General features: G+C 35.6%; 20 protein-coding genes, 1 pseudogene and 1 other annotated feature. Of the genes and pseudogenes, 20 read left to right on the top strand and 1 reads right to left on the bottom strand.

The annotated features are described in order from the left end of the window. Nucleotide 1 precedes the first annotated feature (1 nt). Together C2I06_RS10615 and C2I06_RS10610 are read left to right on the top strand one after the other, a co-directional pair. Nucleotides 2-3,109, top strand: a complete 3,108-nt coding sequence (locus C2I06_RS10615) for an alpha-mannosidase (protein ID WP_123258034.1) — start codon at nucleotides 2-4, stop codon at nucleotides 3,107-3,109. 151 nt (nucleotides 3,110-3,260) lie between these two features. After that, a complete protein-coding gene (locus C2I06_RS10610) occupies nucleotides 3,261-5,501 on the top strand; it encodes a helix-turn-helix transcriptional regulator (RefSeq protein ID WP_123258033.1) in 2,241 nt (746 codons plus the stop codon). A gap of 329 nt (nucleotides 5,502-5,830) precedes the next feature. Here the strand turns inward: C2I06_RS10610 and C2I06_RS10605 are convergent. Continuing rightward, nucleotides 5,831-7,177, bottom strand: a pseudogene (locus C2I06_RS10605) (IS3 family transposase). 484 nt (nucleotides 7,178-7,661) lie between these two features. Here C2I06_RS10605 and menC point away from each other — a divergent pair. The 18 genes from menC (at nucleotide 7,662) to C2I06_RS10515 (ending at nucleotide 26,302) form a co-directional block, all read left to right on the top strand. Further along, the gene (menC, locus tag C2I06_RS10600) at nucleotides 7,662-8,783 is read left to right on the top strand and encodes an o-succinylbenzoate synthase (protein ID WP_095331733.1); all 1,122 of its coding nucleotides are present in this window, start codon (nucleotides 7,662-7,664) and stop codon (nucleotides 8,781-8,783) included. Between the two features lie 19 nt (nucleotides 8,784-8,802). Next, entirely contained in the window at nucleotides 8,803-9,603 is an 801-nt protein-coding gene (locus tag C2I06_RS10595; protein WP_164463667.1) for a GNAT family N-acetyltransferase, read from the top strand. A 41-nt stretch (nucleotides 9,604-9,644) separates the two neighbouring features. Further along, a complete protein-coding gene (locus C2I06_RS10590) occupies nucleotides 9,645-10,787 on the top strand; it encodes a M20 peptidase aminoacylase family protein (RefSeq protein ID WP_095331691.1) in 1,143 nt (380 codons plus the stop codon). A gap of 268 nt (nucleotides 10,788-11,055) precedes the next feature. Then, a complete protein-coding gene (locus C2I06_RS10585) occupies nucleotides 11,056-11,739 on the top strand; it encodes a YczE/YyaS/YitT family protein (RefSeq protein ID WP_095331693.1) in 684 nt (227 codons plus the stop codon). Further along, on the top strand, nucleotides 11,739-12,158 hold the full coding sequence (cymR, locus tag C2I06_RS10580) for a cysteine metabolism transcriptional regulator CymR (RefSeq protein WP_095331695.1): 420 nt from the start codon (nucleotides 11,739-11,741) through the stop codon (nucleotides 12,156-12,158). The genes C2I06_RS10585 and cymR overlap by 1 nt, the downstream gene beginning before the upstream one ends. Nucleotides 12,159-12,300: 142 nt before the next feature. Continuing rightward, entirely contained in the window at nucleotides 12,301-13,443 is a 1,143-nt protein-coding gene (locus tag C2I06_RS10575) for a cysteine desulfurase family protein (RefSeq protein WP_123258032.1), read from the top strand. Nucleotides 13,444-13,490: 47 nt separating this feature from the next. After that, complete coding sequence (mnmA, locus tag C2I06_RS10570; protein ID WP_095331699.1) at nucleotides 13,491-14,606, top strand: tRNA 2-thiouridine(34) synthase MnmA; 1,116 nt, start codon at nucleotides 13,491-13,493, stop codon at nucleotides 14,604-14,606. 170 nt (nucleotides 14,607-14,776) lie between these two features. Beyond that, complete coding sequence (locus C2I06_RS10565) at nucleotides 14,777-15,427, top strand: tetratricopeptide repeat protein (RefSeq protein ID WP_095331701.1); 651 nt, start codon at nucleotides 14,777-14,779, stop codon at nucleotides 15,425-15,427. A gap of 43 nt (nucleotides 15,428-15,470) precedes the next feature. After that, entirely contained in the window at nucleotides 15,471-17,897 is a 2,427-nt protein-coding gene (gene recD2 / locus C2I06_RS10560; protein ID WP_095331703.1) for an SF1B family DNA helicase RecD2, read from the top strand. A gap of 298 nt (nucleotides 17,898-18,195) precedes the next feature. Further along, on the top strand, nucleotides 18,196-18,384 hold the full coding sequence (locus C2I06_RS10555) for a hypothetical protein (protein WP_047944344.1): 189 nt from the start codon (nucleotides 18,196-18,198) through the stop codon (nucleotides 18,382-18,384). Between the two features lie 56 nt (nucleotides 18,385-18,440). Further along, nucleotides 18,441-18,572: a YrzQ family protein gene (locus C2I06_RS10550; protein ID WP_082138431.1), complete on the top strand. Its 132-nt coding sequence runs from the start codon at nucleotides 18,441-18,443 to the stop codon at nucleotides 18,570-18,572. A gap of 300 nt (nucleotides 18,573-18,872) precedes the next feature. Continuing rightward, nucleotides 18,873-19,952 (top strand): AI-2E family transporter, encoded by a 1,080-nt coding sequence (locus C2I06_RS10545; RefSeq protein WP_095331705.1) that lies wholly within the window; start codon nucleotides 18,873-18,875, stop codon nucleotides 19,950-19,952. Between the two features lie 59 nt (nucleotides 19,953-20,011). Next, nucleotides 20,012-20,243 (top strand) — a binding site (T-box leader). 85 nt (nucleotides 20,244-20,328) lie between these two features. Beyond that, the gene (alaS, locus tag C2I06_RS10540; protein ID WP_123258031.1) at nucleotides 20,329-22,956 is read left to right on the top strand and encodes an alanine--tRNA ligase; all 2,628 of its coding nucleotides are present in this window, start codon (nucleotides 20,329-20,331) and stop codon (nucleotides 22,954-22,956) included. Between the two features lie 74 nt (nucleotides 22,957-23,030). Next, complete coding sequence (locus C2I06_RS10535) at nucleotides 23,031-23,297, top strand: IreB family regulatory phosphoprotein (RefSeq protein WP_047944338.1); 267 nt, start codon at nucleotides 23,031-23,033, stop codon at nucleotides 23,295-23,297. Nucleotides 23,298-23,301: 4 nt separating this feature from the next. Further along, on the top strand, nucleotides 23,302-23,718 hold the full coding sequence (gene ruvX, locus C2I06_RS10530) for a Holliday junction resolvase RuvX (protein WP_095331709.1): 417 nt from the start codon (nucleotides 23,302-23,304) through the stop codon (nucleotides 23,716-23,718). Between the two features lie 12 nt (nucleotides 23,719-23,730). After that, entirely contained in the window at nucleotides 23,731-24,018 is a 288-nt protein-coding gene (locus C2I06_RS10525; protein ID WP_047944340.1) for a DUF1292 domain-containing protein, read from the top strand. 180 nt (nucleotides 24,019-24,198) lie between these two features. Then, the gene (gene mltG, locus C2I06_RS10520; RefSeq protein ID WP_123258030.1) at nucleotides 24,199-25,350 is read left to right on the top strand and encodes an endolytic transglycosylase MltG; all 1,152 of its coding nucleotides are present in this window, start codon (nucleotides 24,199-24,201) and stop codon (nucleotides 25,348-25,350) included. A 310-nt stretch (nucleotides 25,351-25,660) separates the two neighbouring features. After that, complete coding sequence (locus C2I06_RS10515; protein WP_235850302.1) at nucleotides 25,661-26,302, top strand: O-methyltransferase; 642 nt, start codon at nucleotides 25,661-25,663, stop codon at nucleotides 26,300-26,302.

Genomic DNA, 26,302 nt, shown 5'->3' with positions numbered 1-26,302 from the left:
TATGTTTTATATAATCGAAAAATTAGAAGCTAGAATGAAAGAATTAAATCCTTACCGATACATGGAAAGACAAAGTCTTAACAATTGGAAAGCAAAAGAAAGTATAGAAGGAGCAGAGAAATATCCACCTAGTATTACTACTGATTGGCAAGACTTTTCGTTAGGCGATATTTGGGAAGGAAGGGACTATTATTTATGGATTCAAACAACCTTTAAAGTTCCTAAATCAGATGGAAGGATAGTCTTACTATTGGACTTTGGTCGAACAGGCGGTGGCTATAACTCCGGATTTGAATCCTTGCTTTTTGTAGACGGCCAACCATACCAAGGCGTTGACTCCAATCATAAAGAAGTCTTTCTTGACCCTGGCTATTATGGAAAGGAAGTAACACTTTCCTTGAAATTATGGTCCGGATTAGAAGGCGGTGGTCCTGAGCAAATCCAATCACATACATTTAAGATGGCTGAATATACCATTTTAAATGAAGAATGTGATGATTTATATTTTACCGCAGATTGTGTTTTAAAAACGATTAAACAATTAAAGGAGGATGACTCAAAACGATATGAACTTTTGCCTTTATTAGAAAAAACCATGAAATATATCGATTGGTCCTACCCAGGCAGTCCTGCTTTTTATAAAAGTATAAAGTTAGCTAATGATAATTTACAAAAAGGAATAGATGCTTTAGACAAGCGAGAGTTAGTAACAATCACCGCGATTGGTCATACCCATATTGATGTCGCTTGGTTATGGAGACTGAAGCATACAAGAGAGAAAGCCGCTCGCAGTTTTTCAACTGTTTTACAGTTAATGAAGCAATATCCAGACTATATCTTTTTACAAACTCAGCCTCAACTCTATCAATATATAAAAGAAGATTATCCGGAGATCTATGAACAAATAAAAAATAGGATAGAAGAGGGCCGTTGGGAAATAGATGGTGCTATGTGGCTGGAAGCGGATTGTAATATACCATCTGGCGAATCACTAACTCGGCAAATTCTCCATGGAACACAATTTATAAAAAAAGAATTCCATAAAGATGTCCACTATCTATGGCTGCCAGATGTTTTTGGTTATTCATGGGCTTTGCCTCAGATTTTAAAAAAGAGTGGGATAGATACATTTATGACGACAAAAATAAGCTGGAATCAATACAATCGGATGCCACATGATACTTTTGTCTGGCGGGGGATAGATGGATCAGAGGTGTTAACCCATTTTATTACTACACCAGAACCAGGAAAAGACATAGTAGATAATCAATGGGCATCTCGCTGGTTTTATACGTATAATGGACAGTTAGAACCAGAAACAGTGTTAGGCAGCTATAAAGCTTATCGGAATAAAGATGTAAATAAACAACTGCTTATTTCGTATGGATATGGAGACGGTGGCGGTGGAGTCACAAGAGATATGTTAGAAAACCGCCGTCGTATGGATAAAATCCCAGGTCTTCCACATGTGAAAACAGGGCGTGCGGATGAATTTTTTCACCAGCTTCATGACACTATTGATTCTACAGAAAATTACGTTCATACGTGGGATGGGGAATTATATTTAGAATATCATCGAGGAACCTATACATCTCAAGCCTTTGTCAAAAAAATGAATCGTAGACTAGAGTTAACTTTAAGAGAACTAGAAATTTTGTATACAGCTGTACAAGACTCAAAAGGAGTTCATTATCCAAAAGAAGAAATAATGAGCATATGGGAAGTGTTATTGCGTAACCAATTTCATGATATTATTCCTGGTTCATCCATAAAAGAAGTTTATCAAGATCATAAGGTAGAAATAGGAGAGGCGATGGAAAGCTCTACTCAACTCTTAGCACGGTTAGATGAGGCAACAATAAATCAATGGACCATATTTAATTCGGCTGGCTGGGTGAGAAAGGAATTAGTAATAATTGATAAAAAAGAATCTGGTAAATTCATAACAGATTCTGGAGAAGAATTAGAAGCAGTGCCGTGTGAAGCAGGATATCTTGTCCAGACACCGAACATACCAGCTTTCGGAACTTGTATCCTGAAATTTGAACCGATGGAAGCAAAAAGGCTGGCAACTCCTTTTATGAAAGCAATAGAAAACGGTATAGATACGAATTATTATCTAATTCGCTGGAATGAGAAAGGACAGTTAATTAGTATTTATGATAAACAGTATCATCGCGAAGTACTTAAAGAAAATGGCTTGGGGAACAGGCTTCAATTATTTGAAGATAAACCAATGAACTTTAATGCATGGGATATCGACATATTTTATCAAGAAAAGTATAACGAGTTAGCCGCAGAATCAATTATCATTAAAGAACAAAACAACCTATACGCAAAGGTTAAATTTGTTTATTCATTTGGTACTTCGAGAATTATTCAATATATGCAGGTTTATAAACATTCACGTCGAATAGATTTTATTACAAAGACAGATTGGAAAGAAAGGGAACAATTACTGAAAGCAGGATTTGATGTCGATATTCGCAATACTGTCGCAACCTATGATATTCAATATGGCAATGTCCAGCGGCCTACACATTGGAATACAAGCTGGGATATGGCGAAATTCGAGACAGTAGCACACCAGTGGGTGGACTATTCGCAAAGGGACTATGGAGTCAGCATACTTAATGACTGTAAGTACGGCCATGATATAAAAGACCAAACAATGCGGATTACCTTATTAAAAGGGGGAATATATCCAGACCCAACAGCTGATATAGGAATGCATGAATTTACGTATAGTCTTCTACCACATAAAGGAGATTTCGTAAATGGAAGAACGGTTGAAGAAGCTTGGGCTCTAAATCAGCCATTATCCGTACTACAAGGGAAACGAGTAAATCAGAGACTATTTAAATTGCATACAGCAGAAAGCGTATACATTGATGCTGTGAAAGCGGCGGAAAATGGTCAAGGGATTATATTACGACTGCATGACCACCTAGGAAGTAATAGAGTGCTAACTTTAGAACCATTATTTGATTGTCGACAATGGAATGAAACAAATTTGCTGGAGGAAGATATGGAACCTCCTGTGGATATAGAGGGAAATATTACATTGGAGTTAAGTCCCTATGAAATAAAGACGATACGAATTGTATAAAGCTAAACATTTTTTTAGCGATTAATAGGTGGAGGGTTTATTCCCACCTATTAATCATCTTTATACCATAAGTTTACATACCTCTTTCTAAATATTGTTTTTATTATAACGGAAAAAATATAATTGGAATAATAACAAAGAGGGGGATAACATGTTTCGGAAAACTATTTTTAAGAAACTATTTCTATCATTCTCCGTGGTTATCATTATCTATACTTCTATTATTTTGTTTGTGACTATCTCGCAAGAATATTCCCAAAATCGGCTTGAAATAAATAAATTAAATGAAATGTTTTTGGAAAGAGAAAGTAATATAATTGACTATCGCCTAGATGTTTCCTTAAATGTGGTCAAGCTGTTATCCCAGCAAGATGTTATTGCGGAATTTTTAAAGGAAAATCAGTTTAATTATAGTGTCTATAGTAAAATGTTTAATGAGTTAACAGGCAATCATTTTTCAAACGATCAGTTAGGTTTTAATCTTGCTGTTTTAAAAGATTATGGGACAGATGTAACTAGTTCAGATGGTTATTTTTTGTTTAAAGACTATATGAAATTTATCCATATGGATGAGAATATCACAGAGTTAGAAGCTTTTATGGATTTAAAGGGAAACAATGATTTACAGTGTTATGACGCCAAAGATAAACTAGTTATTGTCAATAAAATCTATTATCAGCAGGAAAAGCAATATCTCTATTTTTTCATTGTGTGGGAGAAAAAGGACTTATTAATGAGCAATTTACCAGATGCGAATAGTATTCTTGCGATGGTTGATTCGTCTGTCTTAGCCTCTACAACCATTATGGGAGAAAACGTACTAGCTAGTTTTTTACCGGTGAAAAAAACCAATGAAAATCAAATTGTCTATCGCTCGGTTAATAAATACGATGGCTATCAAAAGCGCTCCAATGCGATACCAACTATTCATTATTTATATATAACGAATGTACATACAGGAATTGGATTACCAATTCATACCCTTACCAGTATCGGAGTAATTTTGATTGTCCTTCTTTTGTTAGGTTTTGTTCTAACTACCACTTTAAGCAGAAAATCATATTCACCCATTGAAGAAATTATCAAAAATATTAAAAGTGGAGAGGAAAAAAATAGTTCGGACAGTTATATAAAAAATGAGTTGGATTATATTATCTCTAAAATTCATATTATCAATAAAACCAATCAGAACTTAGTACAGCTTCAACAAAGCTCATTAGTTGATTTGCAAGAAAACTTTCTCAAAAACATCATTTATGAAAATTATGATAAGCAGAATATGGAGAGAAGGTTGAAACTCCTGCAATTAGATCCATTCAGTCAGGGCGGCATTCTTGCCATTATAACCATGCAGGGGATTTCTGAATGGGAATCCAATTTAAGCGAAGGGAATATTTTAACATTAAGGAAAAAAGTACTAGCTTTATGCAATGAAAAAGAAACCAATCAAAAATTTATTTCTTTTCCCATTGATTATAAACATTTTTGTTTGTTTTTTGCAGAAAAAAATCAGCATCTTATTTTAGATGTTTTACATCGAATGATTGGGAGGATAGAGCAAGAATTAGGAGTAGAAATTACTTTTACCCTCTCACAAGCCTTTCCATCTTTAAGCGAATTGCCAAAAATATTTAAATCTTCCTTTCAGCTTATGGAACAGAAATACTCTTTTATTGATACAAAATCTCTATGCAGCAGCCATATTCCATTATCATCTGGGAAAGATTATTCCTATAGTGTAGAAACGGAAAGTATTTTAATAAATTTTATGCAGAAAAGAGAGTTGAAGCATGCCAAGAAATTGATAAATGAGATAGTTGAAACAAATTTTAGAGAAGAAAGCATGGATATATATAATATATATAATATATATGATTTTCGAAATGCTCTCATCAATACGATAAAAAGAATTTTAAATAAATGTAATCTGTCTTTTAGTGATTTTTTAAAGAATAATAAAGCGCTATTCTTTCATTTAAACAGTTCTGATATCGAGATACTAAAAAATACCTTCATCGATATATTCAATGAGTTAATGTTACTTCTAGAAGAAAAGCACTCCATTAAACTTTCTACAGTTGAAAGTGTTCTTCGTTATATTCAAGAAAATTACACAAGCGATCTATCTTTAGGCGAAGTAGCAGATCATTTTCAATTAAGTGAATCCTATGTTAGCAAGTTGATTAAAGATCATTTAAAATCCTCGTTTAAAAATTATGTAAATCAATTGAAAGTAGAGAAATCAAAAATTTTATTGGAATCGGGTAAATATATGGTATCAGAGGTTGGTGAAATGGTTGGCTGTAAAAATGTGAATACTTTTATTAGGATTTTTAAGCAGCAGGAAGGAATAACGCCAGGAAAATATGTTATTAATAAAATGGCTAAATAAATAGTTACACAGAGAACGGAATACATCCATCAAATTTTTTTACATGAATAAAACCAAAACAATGATAGGAGATATTTTGACTATCTTCGTATTTTGGCTTGTGTTTATCTTGAGGGTGGAACATAAGTATTTCAACCCAATATAACCCCGAACAATTATACGTACATATTAGAGAAAGTTCGTATAATTTGTTTGGTGTTTTTTATTTATTTTAAGAAAAAAGGTTTGTGGTAATCACCCGCAGACTGAATACACTTCGCTTTCCATGGGGCGAGCGCCAAGCCTCCTCGTTCTGCAGTGACCCCTAAAAGTTAGACGCAGTTATTTCATTAGGCAACTTGTTGAAAATGAGTTCGGTATTGTACCGGACTCATTTTGAATTTTCCCTTTAACCGTTTTCTATTATAGTATTCTATATATTTTTCTAATTCTAGTTTAAAGTGGTTCACACTTTCAAATTCCTTAAAATAAAGGAGTTCTGACTTCAGTATCCCAAAGAAGTTTTCCATTACAGAGTTATCGTAACAGTTCCCTTTACGTGACATACTCTGTTTAATCCCTTTTGCTTGAAGCAAGTTGCGATATTGTTTCATTTGATAATGCCAACCTTGGTCGGAATGCATGAGTAATTGATGCCTTTTTGGTAAGGATTCTAATGCTTTTTCTAACATGTCCGAAACTAATGAATACGTTGGTCGAGAACCGATGGTATACGTAATAATTTCCCCATTAAATAAATCTAATACAGGCGATAGATACAGCTTTTCCCCAAATAACTTGAATTCTGTAATATCTGTTACCCATTTTTCATTTGGTGCGTCCGCACTAAATTGACGGTCTAAATGATTTGGCGCAATTTTACCGACTGTGCCTTTATAAGATTTATATTTTTTCATCCTCACTAGACATTTTAAACCCAGCTCTTTCATGATTCGTTGAACCTTTTTATGATTTACTTTTTTTCCACGATTCACTAGCTCATCCCGAATACGTCGGTATCCGTAACGACCTTGATGTTCTTCATAAATGGCTTGGATTTCTCTTTTTATATCGGTGTCTGGATCAGGTCGATTCATTCGTTTTACTAAATCATAATAGGTGCTGCGTGGAATGCCAGCGAGTTTTACGAGTGACTTCACCGAATACTTATGCCTTAACTCATAGACTACTTGTGCTTTGTCTTGTTTGGTGATTTTTCCTTGTTTTGAACTAAGGCATTCAACTTTTTTAAATACTCATTTTCCATTTCCAGTTGTTTTATTCGATCTTCTAGTGCTTCAAAAGAACGGTCAGTAGAACTTTGTTTATTTGAATCTTTTTTCATGGATAGACGCCCCTGTTCCTGTGACTGAAGGGCCACTATCCCTTGTGTTTCAAACTTTCTTTTCCAAACAGCTAGAGTGGAATGCGCTGGGATATTAAAAATAGCTGCCGTTTCACATAGAGAAGTACCATTTTCAGTCATATATTGTAGTACTTCTAGTTTAAACATTTGTGTATAACTTGTACAACGTTTCATCAATGCCTCTGCACCATTGTAGTTGTATTGTCTTACCCATTTAACAATCGATTTGTGATCTATTCCAAATTGATTTTCCAATTTCTCTGTAACTTTCTTTTCCGCTTAAATAGCGAGTTACGGCTTGTAGCTTCATTTCCGCAGTAAATTTGGACAAAAAAACTGCACCTCCAATTATTGTAGATAGTGTCTAACAATTGGGGTGCAGTTCATTCCTGCGGGGTCTTGGACTTTCTCGCAGCTCCCATAGGAGTCTACGTGTATTCAGTCTGCTTTGTTTTTTCCTAGTAATTTTAGTTTGCTTAAAAACTAAATAAGCTTTAAAAAAGGAGTGAAATGGAACGGAGGATACTCGACTCCTGCGGGAAGCAGAGCAAAGCCTAAGACCCCACAGGCTTTAGCCGAGGAGACTTAGGTTGCTCCCCGGCGCATCGTGTGTCTGTAGTGTAATGGAACGAATTGGTTTCACCACTGAATTAGAGATTGTTCGTCTTTATCCAATATATATTTTGTTTTGTCTCATTTATGTTTTTAAAGAAAAAATTTTAGTAGATATTTCGATTTTTTAAATAAATTTATTCCATTAATCCAAATTACTATTAAAATAGAAGAAAGATACTAGACGAGAGGGACGTGAAATGGTGAAAATTGATAAAATTGAAGTCCAACATGTGAAAATGCCGCTGGTTAGTCCGTTTAAGACAAGTTTTGGTGAACTGTTAGAAAAGGATTTTCTGATCATTAAAATATATAGTGGTGAGCACATTGGGTATGGAGAGTCTGTCGCTTTACCTGATCCTACTTATAGCGAGGAAACAACTGGAACTGTTATTTATATGCTAAACGAGTTTTTGATACCACTCTTGTTTAAAGATGAGATAACGCACCCAGATGAAGTTTCAGTAAGATTCGCTCCAATCAGAAGAAATAATATGGCAAAAGCAGCTTTAGAAGGAGCAATATGGGATTTATATAGTAAACAGCAAGGTATTTCTCTTTCGAAAGCGCTTGGAGGTATTCAAACATCGATTGATGTTGGGGTAAGTATTGGAATCGAACCAACTACAGACATGCTTTTAACAAAAGTGGAACGCTTTTTGAATGAGGGCTATAAAAAGATTAAAGTGAAAATTAAACCTGGCTATGACTTAGAGCCTTTAGCAAAAATAAGACAAACCTTTGGTTATGACATCCCACTAATGGCAGATGCGAATTCTGCCTATACGTTAGCAGATATCGAGCGAATTAAAGAATTAGATCCACTTAAGTTGATGATGATTGAACAGCCATTAGCATATGATGATATTATTGATCATTCTATTTTGCAAAGTGAGCTCGCAACACCAATATGTTTGGATGAAAGTATTCATTCAGTAGAAGATGCTCGAAAAGCGATTGAATTAGGAAGCTGTAAAATAATAAATATTAAGATTGGCCGTGTCGGCGGTTTGACGGAAGCTAAGAAAATACATGATGTATGTAAAAAACACGATATTCCTGTATGGTGTGGCGGCATGCTGGAAGGCGGAATCGGAAGAGCGCATAATATCGCGATAACCTCCCTTCCGGCTTTTACAATTGCGGGGGATACATCTGCATCGAATCGATACTGGAAAAAAGATATTATTTGTCCAGAGGTCACATTGTCTACGCCAGGCAAAATAGAAGTACCAAAAGGAGCCGGTATTGGGTTCGATTTAAACGAAGCAGTGATTAATCAGCATTTAATTTCAAAGAAGGAATATGCTAATCCATTCATTTAATAAGGGGGGAACGACGACAGTGGATCCTTATATAATAAGAGAAGTAACTGAAAAAGCTGAAATCCAACTGGTAGTTTCCCTTCAAGATTCAATTTGGGGCAGGACTAATACTACACCCTATCCATTTTTAGTTGCCTCTATTCATAATGGTGGAATGATTATAGGGGCTTTTTTGAAAGAAGAACTGGTAGGCTTTTGCTATAGTTTCCCTGGTTTTCATCAAAAGGAAATCTATTTAGTGTCCCATATGATGGCAGTGAAAGCAAAGGATAGAAATGCTGGATTGGGCTTTAAAATGAAAGTAAAACAAAAGGAAATGGCCTTGAAACGTGGCTATTCAAAAATTATTTGGACTTTTGATCCGCTAGAATCACGGAATGCCAATCTAAATATAGCGAAACTAGGAGGGGTAGTGAAAACATATTATCCTAATCATTACGGATCCATGGAGGATGAATTAAACGGAGGCCTTCCTTCAGACAGGTTTTTGTTAGAGTGGGATATTGGGAAACTATCAGTAAATCCTCATCCGGCAGGAGAGCAAATTCCATCACTTGTTACTTGGAAAACGATAAAAGAAATCCCTATTCCTTTATCTTTTGAACTCCTATCCAAAAAAGCGGATACCTATAAGGTTCCTGTTCCTAAAAATATACATACAATAAAAGAAAAAGATTTTGCCACAGCCGAAAAGTGGCGTATGATGCTTAGGAATGTTTTTACTCATTTGTTTTCAAGGGGATATATCATTCACAGCTATCACAAGACAAATGAACTAGTGAATTATTATATTGTAAGCTTAAACAAAGAGAATGAATGAACTTATTTGAATAACGAATTACATAAACGAGGAGGGGAAAAATGCACGAACAAATAGACAGCTGGGTAGATGGGAAAAAGGAAGAGATAATAGCTATGTATCAGTTTCTTCATAATCATGCAGAAATAAGCTGGGAAGAAGTCGAAACAACGAAATTTATAAAAAATGAGCTGGAGAAATTATCCATTCCCTATCAATTATTCGATGATCAAACTGGGATTGTTGGGGAATGGGGGAAAGGAAATAATCCTGTTATAGGGTTGCGAGCAGATATGGATGCATTATGGCAGCAAGTGAATGGAGAATGGAAGGCCAATCATTCATGTGGTCATGATGCACACACGACGATTTTGCTTTTTACCTTAAGATGTCTGAAGGAACTAGGCGTAGAACCAAATGGGAAAATAAAGTGCCTGTTCCAACCTGCTGAAGAGACTGGTGCAGGGGCAATTTCCTTTATTAATAAAGGGCTTCTAGACGATATTGATTATTTATTAGGATTACATGTGCGACCAATTCAAGAAATGAGAATGGGAGAATGTTCTCCTGCAATCTATCATGGAGCAGCGGCAAGCTTTAAAGGAAAACTATATGGAATGCAGGCACATGCCGCAAGACCGCATTTAGGGATAAACGTTATCGACAGTCTTACAGCTATTAATATGGCTATTCGTTCTATTCCGTTGAACCCGATTATCCCTGCTTCTGCAAAAATGACTTTTGTCCAGGCGGGAGGAAAGAATTTTAATATTATCCCCGATTATGCGGAGTTTGGCATCGATGTTCGTGCCCAAACCAATGAAGAGATGGAACAATTGATTTCCAGACTTGAAAGCCAAGTGAAACTTGCAGGTGAAGCGAATGGTGCTCGAGTTGAATTAGAACTTCTATCCGATATGCCAGCAGCAACACCAAATAAATTGATGGAAGAAATAGCAGCTGAAAGCATTAAAGAAATACTAGGAGCGAAAGGGCTTGTGAAGCCTCCAGTAACACCTGGTGGAGAAGATTTTCATTATTATGCGAAAGTAAAGGAACAACTGCAAACAACAATGATTGGCTTAGGCACAGATTTACAGCCCGGATTACATCACCCAGACATGTATTTTCAGTTAGAAAGCCTACTGCATGGGATAAAAATCATGGCTTTATCGGCAGTAAAATTAATGGAAGAAAAACAATAGATTGAAGGAATTTCTTCTTTTGGCAAAGGAGGAATTCCTTTTTTTAATCTAGTAGATGCTTCTATGTACAGCAATAAAAAAAGCAAGTTTATCGAAAACGAAAAAATATGATATCCTATTGAATAGATAGGATATAAACTAATTATACTGAATAAAGAATGAATATCAGGTCTTTACTGCAACAATTATAAAAGTAATTATGCTATAATGCATAATGGCAATTATACAGAAAAAACACTTACGATAGGGAAAGCAAAAGGGACTGCAGATGAAATCATTAATAGGCCAAGATAAACCAGTTCAACGACTTTTTATTTTTATTATAGGGCTTTTGATTATGTCATTAGGCATTGTATTAATTATTACTGCAAATTTAGGTTCAGCCCCATGGGATGTTTTGAATATTGGATTGCATATTCAGTTTGGTCTGACCATCGGCAGCTGGGCAATAATAGTTGGTTTTTTAATCCTATTGATAGCTGCCATCCTTTCAAAAAAACTTCCTCCTTTTGGTGCTTTATTAAATATGGTGTTAGTAGGAGTATTTATTGATTTTTTCCTACTACTTCCCTTTATGAATACCCCTTCGACCCTTTATCAAAAATGGATTATGTTTTTAATTGGATTGATTATAATGGGCTATGGAATGGGATTCTATATTTCTGCGAAACTTGGTGCAGGACCGCGAGATAGTCTTATGATTGTCTTATCGGAAAAATTTGGCGGGGGCATAGCAAGAACGAGATTATTAATGGAGGCAATTGTTTTAATAATAGGATGGATACTTGGTGGACCTGTATCATGGGGAACGATTATCTATGCTGCCTTAATAGGAAGAGTTGCAGGATGGAGTATCCCACAGTGTACAAAATGGACGAACTATATATTGGACCGAAATAAAAGAACGGTGAATAATATTCACCAACATAATATGGAGCGGGAGGCAAAATAATGAAAATATCTACAAAAGGAAGATATGGATTAACTATTATGATGGAGTTAGCAAAAAAGCACGGAGAGGGACCGATTTCATTAAAATCAATTGCTCAAACCAATAATTTATCCGAGCATTACTTGGAACAATTAGTTGCTCCGTTGCGTAATGCTGGGTATGTGCGCAGTATTCGTGGAGCATATGGTGGATATGTATTAGGTGATGAACCGAATAAAATTACTGCTGGAGATATTATTCGGATATTAGAAGGACCTATAAGTCCTGTCGAGGGAATCGAAGATGAAGAACCAGCTAAGAAAGCTTTATGGATGAAAATCAGAGATGCGGTAAAAGATGTATTAGATTCAACCACAATTGAAGACCTAGCTAACCATCAAGAAGACGATAACTCAGATGGTTATATGTTTTATATTTAAGAAGCTGTTTTTTGGAAAATCGATGGCTGTTTTTTTATAATAGCAATCAAGTATGTAGAAAGCTCTTTGGATGATTTTTTTTAATATTGGACAAAAATAGAAACCTGAAATGATCACAACTAATTAATTGTAGGTGAATAACTTGGAACATATTTATGTGGATCATGCGGCAACTTCACCCATGCATCCAAAAGTAATCGATAGAATGTATGAAGTCATGAAAGATCAATTTGGTAATCCTTCAAGTATTCATGCCTATGGAAGACAGGCAAGAAATATATTGGATAATGCTAGAGCAGTAGTTGCTTCTAGTATAGGTGCACACGAAAATGAAATTATTTTTACGAGCGGTGGTACAGAGGCAGATAATTACGCTATCTTTGGAATTGCAGAAGGCAAAGAAGCGAAAGGAAAACATATTATTACAACGGAAATTGAACACCATGCTGTATTGCATGCTTGCCAAGAATTAGAGAAAAAGGGCTACGAGGTTACTTATCTTTCTGTAAATGAATACGGACTAATAGATTTGAATGAATTCAAAGCAGCATTAAGAGAAGATACTATTCTTGTTACGATTATGTATGGCAATAACGAAGTGGGTGCGATTCAACCGATAAAAGAAATAGGCTTATTGTTAAAAGATCATCCTGCTGTCTTCCACACAGATGCGGTACAAGCCTATGGTTTAGAAGATATTGATGTAAAAGAACAGCACATCGACCTTTTATCCGTTTCTTCTCATAAGATTAATGGTCCTAAAGGAATAGGTTTTTTATATGTTAAGAACGGCATTAAACTAAATCCTCAATTATTTGGTGGCGAACAAGAGAAAAAAAGAAGAGCTGGAACTGAGAATGTTCCTTCTTTAGCAGGCTTTCAGCTAGCAGTAGAAATTTCTCAACAGGATAGATTGCAAAAGAGAGAGCAGTTTAAAAAGTATAAAGAAATCCTAATTGGTATCTTAAAAGATAATAATATTTCATTTAAACAAAACGGATTAGTTGATAATACCTTGCCACATGTTTTAAACTTAAGCTTTCCCGGTACAAATGTGGAAGCAATGTTAGTTAATCTTGACTTAGCAGGTATTGCTGCTTCGAGTGGTTCCGCATGTACTGCTGGATCAATCGAACCTTCTCATGTGTTAGTAAGCATGTTTGGCAAAGAATCGGAAAGAACAAAAAATTCCATTCGATTTAGCTTTGGATTAAATAATACGGAACAACAAATAGAAAAGGTCGGTCATGAGTTAGTCAAAATCATTAACCGTCTGACAAAATGATAACCTTCCCTTCCATGTAAAGGGAAGGGCTAAGGGGGAAATGGAAAATGGAAAAAGCACCAAAAGATACCCGGGTAGTAGTAGGAATGTCTGGTGGAGTTGACTCATCAGTTGCTGCGTTACTTTTAAAAGAACAAGGCTATGATGTTATCGGTATATTCATGAAAAACTGGGACGATACAGACGAATTCGGTGTCTGCACTGCAACGGAGGATTATGAAGATGTCATTCGTGTCTGCAATCAGTTAGAGATTCCTTATTATGCGGTGAACTTTGAAAAACAATACTGGGATAAAGTGTTCACTTATTTTCTTGATGAATATAAAGCGGGGAGAACACCTAATCCCGATGTAATGTGTAATAAAGAAATTAAATTTAAAGCTTTCTTAGAGCATGCAATGAGTCTTGGAGCTGATTATCTTGCAACAGGGCACTATGCACAAGTAGTCAGAGAAGATGGTCAAGTGCGCATGCTTAGAGGGAAAGATGATAATAAAGACCAAACATATTTTTTAAATCAACTAACAGAAGAACAATTAAGCAAAGTAATGTTCCCTATTGGCGGCATGGAAAAATCAAAGGTTCGTGAACTTGCTGCTAAAGCAAATCTTGCGACAGCAACCAAAAAAGACAGCACAGGTATCTGTTTCATAGGAGAGCGTAATTTCAAAGAATTCTTAAGTGGATATCTTCCTGCGCAAAAAGGAAATATGGAAACAATGGATGGAGAAGTAATTGGCCGTCACGATGGACTTATGTATTATACAATCGGGCAAAGACATGGTCTTGGCATTGGCGGAAGTGGAGAACCTTGGTTTGTTATCGGCAAGGATTTAAAACGGAATGTCTTATATGTAGGTCAAGGATTCCATCACGAGTTGCTTTATTCTGACAGCATTATTGCGACCAACGTTAGCTGGGTATCCAAAGATCGCATTGGTACATCATTTGAATGTACAGCTAAATTTCGTTACCGTCAACCAGATAATAAAGTAACGGTAGAGGTTATCGATGAAAATACAGTCAAAGTTATCTTCCACGAACCAATTCGTGCTGTAACGCCAGGACAAGCAGTTGTATTCTATCAAGGAGAAGAATGCTTAGGCGGAGGAACAATTGATAAAGTGTTCCGTGATAATGAAAGATTAACATATGTAGGTTAAGGATGAACTGTCGACTAACATTAGTTGGTCGACAGTTTTTACATACTGCAAAAAGCAGCTAGCAATTCTCCTGTAATAGGAGGATTTGCTAGTTTCTTTTGTGTAGTTGCTTTTCTCATTTTTGATTAGAAAATATGCTATACTACCAATAAGAAATGGAGTGTTTTAAGATGGATAATAGTCAATTAGGAATACAATATATGCAAGAAGGCAAATGGGAAGAAGCGGCAAAAATTTTTATGGAAGAGATTGAGAAAAATCCGAACAATGCAGTTTCTTACGTTAATTTTGGCAATGTTTTATCAGCTTTAGGTGATGATACAAGAGCATTATCTTTCTACCAAAAGGCGATTGAAATAGATGATACAACGGCTGCAGCCTATTATAGTGCAGGAACCGTTTATTATGAAAAAGAAAATTTAGAATCCGCAAAGAATATGTTTGAACTAGCATTAGAAAAGGGACTAGAATCAAGTGATAATTTCTTTATGCTTGGACTTACTTATGTTGGTTTAGATAAAGGGAAATTGGCAATCCCTTATTTTCAAAGAGCAGTTGAACTAAATAGTCAAGATGCAGAGGCGTTCTTTCAACTAGGGCTCTGTTTGGCACAAAATGAATATATTGAAGAAGCAATTACACAATTTCAATCCTGTCTAGCATTAGATGCCACTCATGCAGATGCTTATTATAATTTAGGGGTTGCCTATGGTTTTAAAGAAGAAACAGCGAAAGCAGTCGAAATGTTCAATAAGGCGCTAGAAATCCAGCCAGATCATCTTCTTGCTGGTTACGGAAAGCAAATTATCGAAGAAAAGTAATGGAAAGAGAAATGAAATGTAAGGGAAGAAAGGAGGAATTCAGTTGAACGAGCAGAACTCTTTGGATCTTTTTGAAAAGGAAAAAAAGTATGTGAAGGGACGACATCTTGTTACCATTTTTCATAATGAACAGAATCTTTACTCTGTGATAAGAATAAGAGTCGATGAAACGAATCATGATTATGACGATAAAGAAGCGGTTATTACTGGCTATTTGCCAAAGATGAACGAAGAAGAAACGTATACATACTTTGGTGATTTTAAAGAGCATCCGAGATTCGGTTTACAGCTGCAGGCAACTTCCTTTCGAAAAGAAATGCCACAAACAAAGCAAGGGGTTATTGCTTATTTATCGAGCAACTTATTTAAAGGGATTGGGGAAAAAACAGCAGAGAATATTGTGGATACATTAGGAGAAGAAGCAATCTCCAAAATCATGAATCAGCCATCGATTTTAGAGACAGTGCCCAAACTTGCATCAGATAAAGCGAAAATCCTCTATGATACATTAATGAAAAATCAAGGGTTAGAGCAAGCAATGGTTTCTTTAAATCAATATGGGTTTGGTCCGCAATTGTCGATGAAAATTTATCAAGTATATAAAGAAAATACGCTAGAAATAGTCCAGACAAATCCATATAAATTAGTGGAGGATATTGAAGGGATTGGTTTTGGAAAAGCAGATGACCTTGGTTCACAGATTGGAATTACTGGGAATCATCCAGATCGATTAAAGGCTGGCTGTTTGTATATCTTAGAGTTAAGCAGTAATCAGGAAGGCCATGTCTATCTCCATGCCGAATTTTTACTAGAAAAAGTAAAAGCCCTGCTTGAAGAAAATCAAAAAGAGGAGATAGAATTTTCGCAAATAGCAGATCAGGTTATTCAGCTGGAGGAAGAAGGGAAAATTATAGTGGAGGATAAAAAAATATATTTACCTTCATTGTTTTTTTCAGAAAAAGGACTTGTACGAAATATAAAGCGAGTAATGGAGCAATCTGAATATAAAGACCAATTTCCAGAATCGGAGTTTCTGCTGGCGTTAGGAAACTTAGAGGACCGTATCGGTGTTCAATATGCTCCCTCTCAACGAGAAGCGATTCAAACGGCGCTTATGTCCCCGATGCTAATTTTGACAGGTGGTCCCGGAACGGGGAAAACAACTGTCATAAAGGGAATTGTTGAATTATATGGTGAATTGCACGGCTGTTCCTTAGAGCCTAATGATTATAAAAAAGATGAACCCTATCCATTTATTCTTGCGGCGCCAACTGGCCGAGCGGCTAAACGAATGGCTGAATCAACAGGTTTACCAGCAGTTACTATTCATCGATTGCTGGGATGGAATGGGACAGGAACATTTGAACGGGATGAGGAACATCCTTTGGAGGGAAAAATCCTCATCGTCGATGAAACCTCGATGGTTGATATTTGGCTAGCCCATCAATTATTTAAGGCTTTACCTGAACATATTCAAGTAATTATTGTAGGAGATGAAGACCAGCTGCCATCAGTAGGACCGGGCCAAGTATTAAAAGATCTACTTGATTCAGCATGTATTCCTACTGTTAAGTTGAAAGATATTTATCGACAAGCGGAAGGATCATCGATAATCGAGCTGGCACATGAAATGAAAAAAGGCCAGCTGCCGGCTAATCTTCTTGTGCCTCAAGGGGATCGTTCATTTATAAAATGCTCTTCCAGTCAAATTCCGCAGGCAATTGAAAAAATTGTTTTGAATGCGAAAAACAAAGGCTTTGCGCCAATGGATATTCAAGTATTGGCACCGATGTATAGAGGACCAGCAGGAATTGACCGCTTAAATGCCATCTTACAGGAAATCTTAAATCCTAATCCAGATGGCACCAGAAAAGAACTGAAATTTGGAGATGTTACATACCGGATCGGTGATAAAGTCCTTCAGCTAGTCAATCAACCAGAAAGCAATGTTTTTAATGGTGATATGGGTGAGATTGTATCGATCTTTTATGCGAAGGAAAATACGGAAAAGCAAGATATGGTTATTGTTTCGTTTGATGGAATAGAAGCAACCTATACGCGACAGGATTTAAATCAAATTACGCTGGCTTATTGCTGTTCTGTCCATAAATCACAAGGCAGTGAGTTTCCAATCGTCATTATGCCCGTCGTCAAAAGTTATTATCGCATGTTAAGAAGAAATTTAATTTACACCGGAATAACTAGAAGTAAACAATTTTTGATTCTTTGTGGAGAAGTGGAAGCAATGGAATTAGGCGTTAGCCGGAATGATGAACTAAATCGGCAAACAACCTTAAAAGAAAAAATCAAAGAGGCATTTGCCGATGTATATCAACCAGACGAGACGATGGAAATAACAAAAGAGAATTCATTTGATTTATTGTATGAAGGTAAAATCAATCAAATCGATCCAATGATTGGAATGGAAAATATCTCCCCATATGATTTTATGGAAGCATCTGAATCCTAAGAAAATTACTTAAGTACAAACTTTTTAAGAAAACCTCTATTTTTACGGAGAATTCCTCTTTTTTAGAGGATTTTTTTTGCCAATGTTTGTACTACATGTTTTAAAGTTCTAGGTGAAAAATAGTAATGCTATCTTCTTCGAAAAAATCCAGTCGGATTCTAATTTTCCAATAAAAACAGCCAACTCCTAAAAATACTGGTATATTTGGATGGGTTAAAGAGCATAATGGGAATACTTACCTGGAATTTCCATGTTAGGTGGAATATTTCATGAAACGAATGAAGATGAGGTGTTTCCTATGCTCAAATGTCCAAATTGCCAGAGCAAAGATATTGGGAAAATTGGAATAAATCAATATTACTGCTGGAATTGCTTTATTGAATTATCGCTTACGAAAGGGATTATTCATACACATCAAGTAGAAGAAGATGGAAGCTTAAGTTCTTTAGACGACTTATTTGACGAAGAAGAGCGTCGATTAAGCTAAGTTTTTCTCCGTGTAAACTTGGCGCTCACTTCCATATAAAAAGGGGTGCAAAGTAAATGGGTAAAGCGATAAATACAGCAATAGCTATTGGGGCTGGTGTAGTGGCACTTAGCTATATGCAAAAAAATAATATGATGAGTCAAAAACAACTGAAAAAAGTGCAGAGGAAAGTAATGAAGATGTTTTAATTGTGAGTTAGTAGACAAGGCTGGAACGAACCTTCCTGCCGAAATTTTAACCCAAGCAATGATACCGGAATCAAAAAATTCGTATCATTGCTTGGGTTTTTTCATTTTATTATTATGTTGATAATTATAGTCAAGCAGGCGTTCGGTTGTCCTGCAGCCACGCTATGTGTCGGTAAGCAAGCCTAAGTCTGTGGGGGATTACATAGATAGCTAAGCCGTTTTTACAATTTAATACTAGATAAAAAAATGCATAAAAATTCCTATTATCTCTCACAATACATTAAAGAGGGAGGAAAGGAAATGGATATAAGAATAAAATGGTATTATCGATTAGGATTTACCTTATTACTTTTTATCGTTTTATTTATTTTTATAAAATTATCACCGATATGGTTACCCATTTTAAGTCTTATAACAAAGGTTATAACTCCTTTTATTATTGGTGCGTTTTTTACGTACTTACTTCATCCAATAGTAGAATTATTACATAAAAAAGGTTTACATAGAGGGTTGTCTGTTGCATTTATTTATATTTTATTTTTTGGCGGGATTGGGTATGCGATCTATAAAGGTATCCCCATTCTTATTGAGCAGCTGGAAGAGCTGACAGTTAGTGCTCCAAAGCTTGCAGAGCGATATAAAGATTTAATTGATTCGATTCAAAATAAAATGGAATCTTGGCCGCTTAACCTACAGGAAAAAGTTGACCGTGGAATTGACATATTTGAAAGGAAAATGGAATCCCTTTTGAATAAAGTAATTAATGGTGCCATGGGGATTGTCAATTATTCGATTATAATTATGCTTATTCCCTTTATCTCTTTTTATATGTTAAAGGATATAAATGCGGTAAGAAAAGGCTTTAATGGATTAATTCCTAATAAATGGCGCAATAGTGCTCGCTTATTTTTAGAGGATGTAAATGAATCATTAGGCAGCTATATAAGAGGACAATTATTGGTTTGTACAATAATTGGAGTTATTTCTATGCTTCTTTTTTTGATTTTTCATATGAAATTTGCCCTTGTATTAGGAATGATCATAGGAATAACGAATGTCATTCCGTATTTTGGACCGGTAATTGGAGCTGTTCCAGCTTTAATTGTTGCAAGTACTGTTTCTGTGAAAATGATCATTATTGTCGTGATTATCATTATTATTCTGCAATTTCTCGAAGGAAATATATTATCGCCATATATAGTAGGGAAAAGTACTCATATGCATCCCTTGTTTATTATGTTTGCGCTATTGCTAGGAGAGGAGATAGGCGGGATGATTGGAATGATTGTGGCAGTCCCTTTATTATCCATTGTAAAAGTAGCAATCATTCATATGAAAACCCATTTTGGAAAAAAAGAACGAGAAATAAAACGTATATAAATAGACCAATATTGACAATACTGCCTAATAATCAGTATAATTCGAATGAAGCATATATCGATAAAATGGTGAAAGAAATAAGTAGATTATAGTCCACTCTAAAGAGAGGAATTCCCTTTGGCTGAAAGGAGTTCTAGGTGAAGGATAATTGAAAGCTAATTCTTGAATGCAGCTAATCACTGCCGTTTTCCGCGTTAAGGAATGTTGAGAGATGGATATTATTTATTATTATTTTTTTATACTTTTATCCATAATCAGGGTGGTACCGCGAGCAATACTTTCGTCCCTGTCCAGGGATGGGAGTTTTTTTTATGCCTTAAAACGGTAAACGTTAGTGGTTGTAGCAAATACATAAGAAAAAACAGGAGGATATGTGATGAAAAACTTAACTGGTGCAGAAATAAGAAGCAAATTTTTAGAATTTTTTCAGGGCAAAGGGCATGCGATTGAGCCAAGTGCATCTTTAGTGCCTCATGATGATCCGTCATTATTATGGATTAATAGTGGTGTAGCTACCTTAAAAAAATATTTTGATGGTCGCGTTATTCCTGAAAATCCAAGAATAACAAATGCGCAAAAATCAATTCGTACAAACGATATTGAAAATGTGGGCAAAACGGCGCGTCACCATACTTTTTTTGAAATGCTTGGTAACTTTTCGATTGGGGATTATTTTAAAGAAGAAGCAATCGAATGGGCTTGGGAGTTCTTGACAGATGAAAAATGGATTGGCTTTGATAAAGAAAAGCTTTCTGTAACCATCCATCCAGAGGATGAAGAAGCATATGTTTTATGGCGAGATAAAATTGGCATACCAGAGAATCGCATTATTCGCTTAGAAGGTAACTTTTGGGACATAGGTGAAGGTCCAAGTGGTCCTAATACAGAAATATTCTATGATCGTGGTCCAGAATATGGCAATGATATCAACGATCCAGAATTATATCCAGGTGGAGAAAATGATCGTTACTTAGAAGTATGGAACCTTGTTTTCTCTGAATTTAACCATAATCCAGACGGCACTTATACACCTCTGCCAAAGAAGAATATTGATACAGGTATGGGCTTGGAGCGTATGGCGTCTGTTGTTCAAAATGTTCCAACAAACTTTGATACAGATTTATTTATGCCGATTATTCGCGCGACTGAACAATTAGCAGATGTCCGGTATGGCAAGGACTCTTTAAGCGATGAAGCATTTAAAGTAATCGCAGACCATATACGTACAGTGGCTTTTGCAATAGGTGACGGGGCTCTTCCGTCAAATGAAGGAAGAGGTTATGTGTTAAGACGTTTGTTGCGCAGAGCAGTTCGTTATGCAAAGAAAATTAATATCAACAGACCATTTATGTTTGAATTAGTTCCAGTAGTGGCTGAAATTATGGTAGATTATTATCCTACTGTAAAGGAAAAGACAGAATTTATTCAAAAAGTCATGAAAAGTGAAGAAGAACGATTCCATGAAACATTAAATGAAGGTCTTGCTATCCTTTCCGAAGTAATGGAGAAAGCAAAAGACAATGGAGTTATAGCTGGAGAAGATATTTTCCGTTTGTACGATACGTATGGATTCCCAGTTGAACTTACAGAGGAATATGCAGAGGAGCAAGGTCTGGCTATTGATCATGAAGGTTTCGAAAAAGAAATGGAAAGTCAGCGTGATCGCGCCCGAAAAGCACGTCAAGAAGTTGACAGCATGCAAGTTCAAAGTGGAGTGTTAGGCAATATTAAAGTGGAAAGTGAATTTATTGGTTATGATCAGTGGTCAAATGAAGCGCAAATCGTGGCTTTATTAAGAAATGGTCAAGAAGTAGAGACTGCAGAAGCTGGGGATGAAATTCAGTTTATATTAGACAAAACACCATTCTATGCAGAAAGCGGCGGTCAAATTGCTGACAAAGGAACGTTAAAATCGGATCATGTGACAATTAGCGTGGAAGATGTTCAAAAAGCGCCAAATGGTCAAAATTTACACAAAGGAATAATTGAAACAGGAGCTGTTAGGGTAAATGATAGATTAGCAGCTAAAGTGGATAGTAAAAATCGTTCCAAAATTATAAAGAACCATACAGCAACTCATTTATTACATCAGGCATTAAAAGATGTTCTTGGAACACATGTTAATCAAGCAGGATCTCTTGTACAACCAGATCGTTTACGTTTTGATTTTTCTCATTTTGGGCAAATTACTGCAGAGGAATTAGATGAGATTGAACGAATCGTTAACGAAAAGATATGGGAAAGTATTGCAGTTCAAATTGATTACAAGGATATCGAAGAGGCTAAAGCAATGGGTGCAATGGCTTTATTTGGTGAAAAATATGGAAAAGTAGTACGTGTTGTCCAAGTTGGTGAGTATAGCTTAGAACTATGCGGCGGGTGTCATGTTGATAATACTTCAGCAATTGGTTTATTTAAAATTGTTTCGGAAGCTGGAATTGGCGCAGGAACAAGACGTATTGAAGCAGTAACTGGACAAGCGGCATACCAACAACTGACAGATCAAATTCACTTATTAAAAGAAGCGGCGAATAAGTTAAAAACTAGTCCCAAAGATGTCGTTACTCGCGTAGACAGTCTTCTTACAGAGGTGAAGCAATTACAACGGGAAAATGAATCACTTGCTGCAAAACTAAGCAATATTGAAGCAGGCAATCTTGTTGATCAAGTGAAATTAGTGAATGAAGTCCCAGTATTAGCGGCTTCTATCCCGAATGTAGATATGAATAATCTTCGCACAATGGCAGATGAATTAAAACAAAAAATAGATTCTGTCGTATTAGTACTTGGAAGTGTCAATGAAGGAAAAGTAAGTATTATTGCTGGTGTAACCAAGGATTTAATGGATAAAGGTTTCCATGCAGGAAAGATAGTAAAAGAAGTAGCTTCCATTTGTGGAGGCGGCGGAGGCGGCCGTCCAGATATGGCTCAAGCAGGCGGTAAAGATCCTTCTAAACTAAATGAAGCATTAGAATTTGTACAAGAATATGTGAAATCCGTTTGATATTAAGGACAAGTAGTGTAAAATGTAGATAACTCTTAACAGAAATTGTTCGAAAAGGAAATGGGGTGTTCAAAATGAGCTCATTTGATAAAACAATGAGATTCAATTTTCCAGAAGAACCATATGAACATGATGTAAAAGAAGTACTTTATCAAGTTTACGATGCACTTCAAGAAAAAGGCTATAATCCAATCAATCAAATTGTTGGTTATTTACTTTCTGGGGATCCTGCTTATATTCCCCGTCACATGGATGCACGCAATATCATCCGAAAATTAGAACGAGATGAAATTATTGAGGAACTTGTAAAGTTTTATTTAAAACAGCAACGAGAGGAATAGACGTATGCGATTAATGGGCTTAGATGTTGGCTCAAAAACAGTAGGAGTTGCTGTTAGTGATGCTTTAGGATGGACAGCACAAGGAATTGAAACAATTAAAATTGATGAAGAGAAAGAACAATTTGGGCTTGACCGTATTGCGTCCTTGATTGTTGAGTATGATATAGGTAAAATAGTGGTTGGACTTCCTAAAAATATGAATGGCAGCATAGGCTTTCGTGGAGAAGCTAGTCAAATGTACGGGCAGCTTTTAGAAGAACGATTTGAACTGCCGGTTGTTTTTTGGGATGAACGACTAACAACGATGGCTGCTGAAAGAATTCTATTGGAAGCAGATGTTAGTAGAAAAAAACGTAAAAAAGTAATCGATAAAATGGCTGCATCTATCATTTTGCAAGGATATTTAGACAGTCAAAAATAATGAGGTGGAAATATGGAACACGGTGAGACTAATACAATTACAGTTGTAGACGAACAAGGAAATGAACAATTATGTGAGATTCTATTTACATTTGAATCAGATGAATTTGGAAAATCATATGTATTATATTATCCTCTTGGAGATGAAAGCGATGATGAAGAAATCGACATCCACGCATCTTCCTTCATTCCAAATGAAGAAACAGGCGACGGTGAACTATCTCCGATTGAAACTGAAGAAGAATGGGATTTAGTCGAAGAAATGTTAAATACATTCCTTGCTGAACAAGAAGAAGAGTAATAACGGATAGAAGAAAAGAGAGTCCTTTTGGGCTCTTTTTTTATTTTTTGTTAACTACTAGTCCAGCTTTCAGTAGTATGTAAATTTCACTAAAAGCTACAACTTTCTTAGCAAAATATAGTATAATAGGTCGAGATATGTAAAAAATGTTGGAGTGGTGTGTGTCAAGGAGGGAAAAGATTGACGAATAATAAAGACGAGAACAATACAATAAATAGTAAGAAGGAGTTATTTATAGCTAATTTAAATCAGAGACAACAAGAAGCAAAATTAGTCAGAAAAGTCGTGGTCATTGTTGCCTTAGTATTAATTATGATTGTAGCAGTTGTAGGGACGTCTGGTTACTTTTACATAAAATCAGCATTAAAACCAGTTAATCCAGATAGTGATAAAGATATTGTAGTGGAAATCCCGATTGGGTCTGGTGTAAGCACTATTTCCCAATTGCTTGAAGATAAGGGACTTGTAAAAAACGCAAAGGTGTTTAAATATTATGTGAAATTTAAAAATGAGTCGAATTTCATGGCTGGAGAATATCATATGAATCCATCCATGTCGATTCAAGAGATTATTGACAGCTTGAAAACCGGAAAAATTATGCAAGAACCGGTCTTTACCATGACGATACCTGAAGGAAGACAATTAAAAGAAATTTCCGCTATTATCGCGAAGAAGACAAACCAAAAGGAAGAAGAGGTTTGGAAACAATTAAACGATGAAGCATTTATCAAAGGGCTAATGGCCAAATATCCAGATTTATTAACAACAGAAATTTGGGCGAAAAATATCAAATATCCGCTAGAAGGTTATTTATTTCCTGCAACTTATTCTTATTATGAAGAAAAGCCAACATTGGAAGCAATCATTTCCGTAATGCTTGATAAAACAGAAAGTGTAGTAAAAGCATATGAAACGGAAATTGAACGAGATAAATTAACCGTCCATCAATTTTTAACAATGTCTTCGTTAATTGAAGAAGAAGCAACCAAAAATGTGGATAGAAAGAAAATTGCCAGTGTGTTCTATAATCGTATCGAACAAGGGATGCCATTGCAAACAGACCCGACAGTACTTTATGCTTTGGGAGAGCATAAGGATAGGGTTTATTATAAAGATCTAGAGGTAGATTCACCTTATAATACCTATCAAAATGTAGGCTTACCACCTGGACCTATTGCCAATGCAGGAACTGTTTCTATGGAAGCGGCATTGCATCCGGATGATACAGATTATCTCTATTTCTTAGCTTCAAAAGATGGGAAAGTGTACTTTTCTAAATCGCTTAATGAACATAATGAATTGAAAGCAAAATATATTACAGAGAATGACTAACATTCTTCAACAAAAAAAAGACTACAGTCAAACAAAAAGATGTTTGGACTGTAGTCTTTTTTTGAAATTACGTTATTTTGTTCGAAAAATTGTCATCTTTTATATGGATTGCTGTTGATATCTGAAGATTTATTAGCATTCTCCTATATTTTATGATAAAATGGTACAAGTGTTTTTGAGTATACATTTAATGAAATACCCAAATTATATACACTTTTTTGATGTGTTAGGTTCTTAATAAGAAGCTAACTATTTTTAGGTAGAAGAAAAAAGGATAGGGCTTTATGGATTAATTAGGAGGGACTCATCCTTGCAAAATAAACAAATCCTGGAGTATATTGAAAATTTAATTCCAGAAAGAAATAACCAGATTAGTGAAATGGAACATTATGCGAAACAAAATGAAGTTCCCATTATGGAGTTAATAGGGATTGAAACATTATTACAATTACTACGAATTCAGCAGCCTAAAAAAATATTAGAAGTTGGCACGGCGATAGGATATTCTGCCATAAGAATGGCGGAAGCATTACCATCTTCTCAAATAGTTACGTTGGAAAGAGATGAACAAAGGTATTTAGTAGCGAAGGAAAATGTCGAAAAGTTTAAGCTTGAAGCACAAATTGTCCTTTTACAAGGTGATGCCCTTGAATTAGGTTCCATAGTTGAGCAATATGGACCGTTTGATGCTATCTTTATCGATGCGGCAAAGGGACAATATCAAAAGTTTTTCGATCTTTACAGCCCTTTGTTATCGAATGACGGAATCGTGTATACAGATAATATATTATTTCATGGTTTAGTGGCAGCAGAAGAGATAGATAGTAGAAATCTTCGTCAATTAGTACGGAAAATAAGAAATTATAATCAATGGCTTATGGGAAATCAGGATTATCACACAGCAATCTTGCCTGTGGGAGACGGTATTGCAATTAGTAAAAAGAGGGGATAA

This window comes from Niallia circulans (genome assembly GCF_003726095.1).
GTDB lineage: Bacteria > Bacillota > Bacilli > Bacillales > Cytobacillaceae > Niallia > Niallia circulans_A.
Note: the sequence above shows the minus strand (reverse complement) of the source record. Positions and strands in the feature narration are given on the sequence as shown.

Excerpts from the sequence above, each read along its gene's own strand:
- C2I06_RS10585 (WP_095331693.1), top strand. The coding sequence starts at position 11,056 with ATGAAATCATTAATAGGCCAAGATAAACCAGTTCAACGACTTTTTATT.
- alaS (WP_123258031.1), top strand. The coding sequence starts at position 20,329 with ATGAAAAACTTAACTGGTGCAGAAATAAGAAGCAAATTTTTAGAATTT.
- C2I06_RS10555 (WP_047944344.1), top strand. The coding sequence starts at position 18,196 with ATGCTCAAATGTCCAAATTGCCAGAGCAAAGATATTGGGAAAATTGGA.
- C2I06_RS10610 (WP_123258033.1), top strand. The coding sequence starts at position 3,261 with ATGTTTCGGAAAACTATTTTTAAGAAACTATTTCTATCATTCTCCGTG.
- mnmA (WP_095331699.1), top strand. The coding sequence starts at position 13,491 with ATGGAAAAAGCACCAAAAGATACCCGGGTAGTAGTAGGAATGTCTGGT.
- C2I06_RS10545 (WP_095331705.1), top strand. The coding sequence starts at position 18,873 with ATGGATATAAGAATAAAATGGTATTATCGATTAGGATTTACCTTATTA.
- C2I06_RS10615 (WP_123258034.1), top strand. The coding sequence starts at position 2 with ATGTTTTATATAATCGAAAAATTAGAAGCTAGAATGAAAGAATTAAAT.
- ruvX (WP_095331709.1), top strand. The coding sequence starts at position 23,302 with ATGCGATTAATGGGCTTAGATGTTGGCTCAAAAACAGTAGGAGTTGCT.
- C2I06_RS10565 (WP_095331701.1), top strand. The coding sequence starts at position 14,777 with ATGGATAATAGTCAATTAGGAATACAATATATGCAAGAAGGCAAATGG.
- C2I06_RS10525 (WP_047944340.1), top strand. The coding sequence starts at position 23,731 with ATGGAACACGGTGAGACTAATACAATTACAGTTGTAGACGAACAAGGA.
- cymR (WP_095331695.1), top strand. The coding sequence starts at position 11,739 with ATGAAAATATCTACAAAAGGAAGATATGGATTAACTATTATGATGGAG.
- C2I06_RS10550 (WP_082138431.1), top strand. The coding sequence starts at position 18,441 with ATGGGTAAAGCGATAAATACAGCAATAGCTATTGGGGCTGGTGTAGTG.
- C2I06_RS10590 (WP_095331691.1), top strand. The coding sequence starts at position 9,645 with ATGCACGAACAAATAGACAGCTGGGTAGATGGGAAAAAGGAAGAGATA.
- C2I06_RS10535 (WP_047944338.1), top strand. The coding sequence starts at position 23,031 with ATGAGCTCATTTGATAAAACAATGAGATTCAATTTTCCAGAAGAACCA.